This is a genomic window from Planktotalea sp., from assembly GCF_049680325.1.
Taxonomy (GTDB): domain Bacteria; phylum Pseudomonadota; class Alphaproteobacteria; order Rhodobacterales; family Rhodobacteraceae; genus Planktotalea.
In genome coordinates, this window is sequence record NZ_JBAUHO010000144.1 from 1 (window position 1) to 3,965 (window position 3,965).

At 48.4% G+C, this 3,965-nt stretch carries 4 protein-coding genes; 1 reads left to right on the forward strand and 3 read right to left on the reverse strand.

Translation table 11 applies throughout. The features are described 5' to 3' along the window. Positions 1-189: 189 nt before the first annotated feature. Both WBC85_RS06335 and WBC85_RS06340 read right to left on the reverse strand, forming a co-directional pair. Positions 190-1,557, reverse strand: coding sequence for an ATP-binding protein (locus WBC85_RS06335; protein WP_354689899.1), 1,368 nt, complete (start codon positions 1,555-1,557; stop codon positions 190-192). After that, on the reverse strand, positions 1,554-2,273 hold the full coding sequence (locus WBC85_RS06340; protein WP_424434091.1) for a response regulator: 720 nt from the start codon (positions 2,271-2,273) through the stop codon (positions 1,554-1,556). Before WBC85_RS06340 ends, WBC85_RS06335 begins: the two co-directional genes overlap by 4 nt. 136 nt (positions 2,274-2,409) lie before the next feature. Here WBC85_RS06340 and WBC85_RS06345 point away from each other — a divergent pair, with 136 nt between their 5' ends. Next, a complete protein-coding gene (locus WBC85_RS06345) occupies positions 2,410-3,069 on the forward strand; it encodes a hypothetical protein (RefSeq protein ID WP_424434093.1) in 660 nt (219 codons plus the stop codon). 36 nt (positions 3,070-3,105) lie between these two features. On the opposite strand, the gene WBC85_RS06350 is transcribed toward WBC85_RS06345, so the two are convergent. Further along, the gene (locus WBC85_RS06350; RefSeq protein WP_424434095.1) at positions 3,106-3,771 is read right to left on the reverse strand and encodes a L,D-transpeptidase; all 666 of its coding nucleotides are present in this window, start codon (positions 3,769-3,771) and stop codon (positions 3,106-3,108) included. Between the last annotated feature and the right edge of the window lie 194 nt (positions 3,772-3,965).

The window sequence follows — 3,965 nt, forward strand, 5'->3', positions numbered from 1 at the left end:
GGTAAGTTCGGCGTCTTAACCCACCCATCATGCGTTTTTGTACTATGTGCATCTGCTTGATTTACAGTCGCAACAAAGGCTGTCGAGGCTGCTACAAATTGACGTCTGTTCATATCTGCTGTCCTAAATTTCTATTACCCATTACATATCTCCTCCTATACTAGGCCAATTTTTTTAAGGCTAACGCAATCAGTCTAGTGGCAACCTTACGTGCGCACGCAAACCGCCTTCTAGGCGGTTGAATAAGCTTATCGTTCCGCCATGTTCTAAAACTATGCTCCGCGCGATTGACAGACCCAACCCATGCCCACCCGTATCAAGCGAGCGCGATGTTTCGAGCCGAACGTAGGGGCTAAACACCGCTTCAAGGTCCGCTTCAGGAATGCCTTGCCCTTTATCATCAATGTAAATTTCAACATAGCAATCAACTATTTTCCATGAAACATGTGCTTCGCTTCCGTACCGAATAGCGTTCTCGATTAAATTGCGAAACGCACGTCGAATTGCGCTCGGCTTCACCGGCAACACAAGTGATTGATCGTTGGTTAGATAATAATCATCTGCCTTGATCCCGGTCAGTATTTCTTTCAGGTCAATCGGTTGAATCTCTTCATGCTGACCAACTCCTTTGGCGAAGTCCAATGTCGCTTCAACCATTTGCTGCATTTCTTCGCCCGAGCTTATGAGGGACGCACGGGTTTCAGCGTCTTCAACCATTTCAGAACGTACCCGTATTGCTGTTAACGGAGAACGCAAATCATGCGCGAGCGCCGCCAGCATTTGTGTGCGATCAGATACAAACCGCGTGAGGCGATATTGCATTGTGTTGAAGGCGATTGTCAGATCGCGAACTTCTTTCGGTCCGACAATCCGTAAGGGCGCTTCTCTTTCTCCCCGACCAAACCGCTCTGATGCCTGTGCCAGTGTATTCAATGGGCCGGTCAAGCGCGTAAGAAGGAACCAAAAGCTGGTTATGAGTAGAAAAGCAGCTGTGATGCCAAAAGTCATATTTGAGGCTCGTGACCACTGAAGAGGCGGTCGTTCAAATCGGGTGGCAACATTGAGCCAGGTTCCACCTGCCAATGCGATTGATATTTCCATCTCGATCGCTGCCAAGCTGCCCTGCATCATTTCGGTATGGATTTCGGCCATTTCATGTGAAAGGTTTGGCAGAGGTAACAGTCCCTGTTCAATTTCATGCACCTCAACGCGTATATCGCGGCTATACAACTCCCCCATCAACGCCCTGATGCGCGCCTTAACAGCAGCCCCCTCGCTAGGATGCTCATGCAGGACTTTAGGTTCATCGGACAGTTCGAAACTAACAAGCGGAGATGTGGCTGCTTGGATGATTTGTCTCTGTATGTCAGGTGAAACATCTTCAACTAAAAGTGCGACATTGGCGGCGCGCCCGGCTGCCTCTGCCCCTATTGCCGCTTGGATTGCCAATGCCCGCTCATCCACAAACAACCAAAGGCTTAGCGCTTGAGCCACAACTAATACGCCAAGTAGCAAAAGCCCGATCTGTGTTTGCAATCGCCAACCAAGTGCCTTCAAGATAGCACCTCAACATCGCAGGATAAACTGTAACCGCCATGACGCACGGTTGCGATGATACTCGGCCGGAGAACGTCTTTTTCGATCTTGCGCCGCAATCTACTTATTTGATTGTCAATTGTTCGATCTAGAGGGCCCGCTGTACGTCCAGTGCTCATTTCCAAAAGCTCATCACGGCTTAGCACCATTCTAGGACGTTCAAGTAAAAGCGATAACAGCTTCAATTCCCCATAGGTTAGTTGAGTTCTCCGCCCATCTGCGTCTTTAAGATTACGTCCATCATAATCTAATTCAAGATGCGCAAATCGGACCGTTTTGCCCGCTAATGCTTCTATCTGAGGCAGTTTCTGCGTTCGGCGCAGAATTGCATTTATCCGCGCGACCAATTCTCGTGGATTGAAAGGCTTTGCGAGGTAGTCGTCCGCCCCTGAATCAAGCCCTGAGATACGATCGTCGGCGTCCCCAAGAGCTGTGAGCATTAAGATCGGTGTGTTGCTTTCTCGGCTTAGACGTTTGCACGCGCTAAGGCCGTCTTCACCGGGCATCATTATATCCAAAACAATCAAGTCAAACTGCGACCGCGCAAGTTTTGCATCCATATCAGCAGCATTTTCAGCGCTCGACGTTTTCATCCCGTTCCGCTCCAGAAAGCTAGAAACGGACTTTCGAATTTCTGGGTGGTCATCGACGACCAAGATATGGGGCATTTCAGTCATTTTTACTTACTACTAGACGTAGGCAAAAAGTCCCATCCCACGTTTGTAGCCAAATGTAACAGACAACACTCTGAACTTTGCTCGATAAATCTGCGTAGAGCTTTTAAGGTATAAAGACCGAAAAAGGGAACCTGAAATGAACTTATCAAAGTTTCAATATCTCTGCGCACAAGGACTCGAAAATCACTTTAATCCAGAAATTCCGTTTTCACGGTTCTTTAGGAACATCTTACTGCTTAGCTGTTTCAGTATTCTTCCACTTCTATTGATTTTCATTCTGCTCTCGTCAGGCTTTCTTACCATATTGGCGACAAATGCCACGGCGTTCATCCGTTTTAATCGCCAAGTTCTATCGAACGGTGTTCTCGTCGTTTTCGTGATCAACTACATAGGGTTTTTCTCGGCTAAAGCGCTTCAAACGCGCCTTAGACAACACCCTGTTTGCTATCTATTTTTGGACGGATGCATTCGCGCTATCTTGTTTATCGCTCTGCATGCCTTGGTTTACGTCATATCCGCAGATCTGTTCGGTTCTTTCGGCGGAGATCGCTTAACCGCTCTTCAAGTTGTCGGACCAACGCTTCAGCGCGCCTATGCATTTGAAAACATCTCTAGTGTATATTTGTATGGTACTTTGGTGGGTTCCTACGCATTGTACATTGCCGTGCTTGCCCCGCGCAAAAGTGCACAAAGATGGCGTGCCCATGCGCTATCGATAAGCGCTTGCACTTCGACATTGCTAGCTGTGACTTTCCTCTCAAATGCCGCGCGCCTGCTGTTTGAAGGAGCACAGTAAAGCTTCAAACTCCAAAAACTGTACCTTAGACCAACATCAGCTTTGAGCGGTAACGCCATTTTCCGCAGCGTAGAGAAATGCGGTGGATCCTGCATCTACGTTTTCATAAAGACCATTAATATGCGCCATTACCATACGAACACATCCCGAACTTGCGCGGCCCCCGATCGATTCTGGGTTTGGCGAACCGTGACTGCGAAGATACGTATCGCTATTGCCTACAAATAAATAGAGAGCCCGAGACCCCAATGGATTTTTTGGACCCGCGTCCACGCCTTCGGCAAGATTGCCATAGAGATTTGGATCGCGTTCAACCATCGCCGCTGTCGGCGTCCAAGTTGGCCATTTTGTCTTCCAGCGGATGTCATAGGTGCCCGGCTCATAAAGATTGCCACGTGCAATCGCTACGCCATAGCGCATAGCGGTACCATCAGTCCCAATATGATAAAGATATCTTGCAACCGCATCGACATGGATATCTCCCGGAACGAGTCCTGTGTTCGCTTCCACGCGCTGTGGCAAAAAGCGCCGATGCAGACCCCATGGGTTTGATGTGGCAGCATCGTAATTGGGTGGCGTCACCTGCGCATCCCAGATATCCCACATCGATTTATCAGATGTGGGGGCCGCCAAAAGACTGGTGGGTAAGGGTGCGGAGAACAGCGCACCCGTGGAAATAACAAAATGGCGTCTGGTCAACATGGCCTGGGATCCTCGCAAAAAGTCACAGGACTTTTGGACACTACTATGACAAATGAATCCAGTAACAATATTTACCAAAATGTAATCTTGACCTTTGGATCGCTGATAGTGTGATAAGAGAGAAGTCCCCGCGAAAAAGACGAGATTCCAATGTCAAAATCAAGTAATCCCAAACCAACTGCGCCCTCAAAGCT

What these genes read in the sequence shown, in the direction of transcription:
- WBC85_RS06340 (WP_424434091.1), bottom strand. Translation starts at nt 2,273, where the DNA reads ATGACTGAAATGCCCCATATCTTGGTCGTCGATGACCACCCAGAAATT.
- WBC85_RS06345 (WP_424434093.1), top strand. Translation starts at nt 2,410, where the DNA reads ATGAACTTATCAAAGTTTCAATATCTCTGCGCACAAGGACTCGAAAAT.
- WBC85_RS06350 (WP_424434095.1), bottom strand. Translation starts at nt 3,771, where the DNA reads ATGTTGACCAGACGCCATTTTGTTATTTCCACGGGTGCGCTGTTCTCC.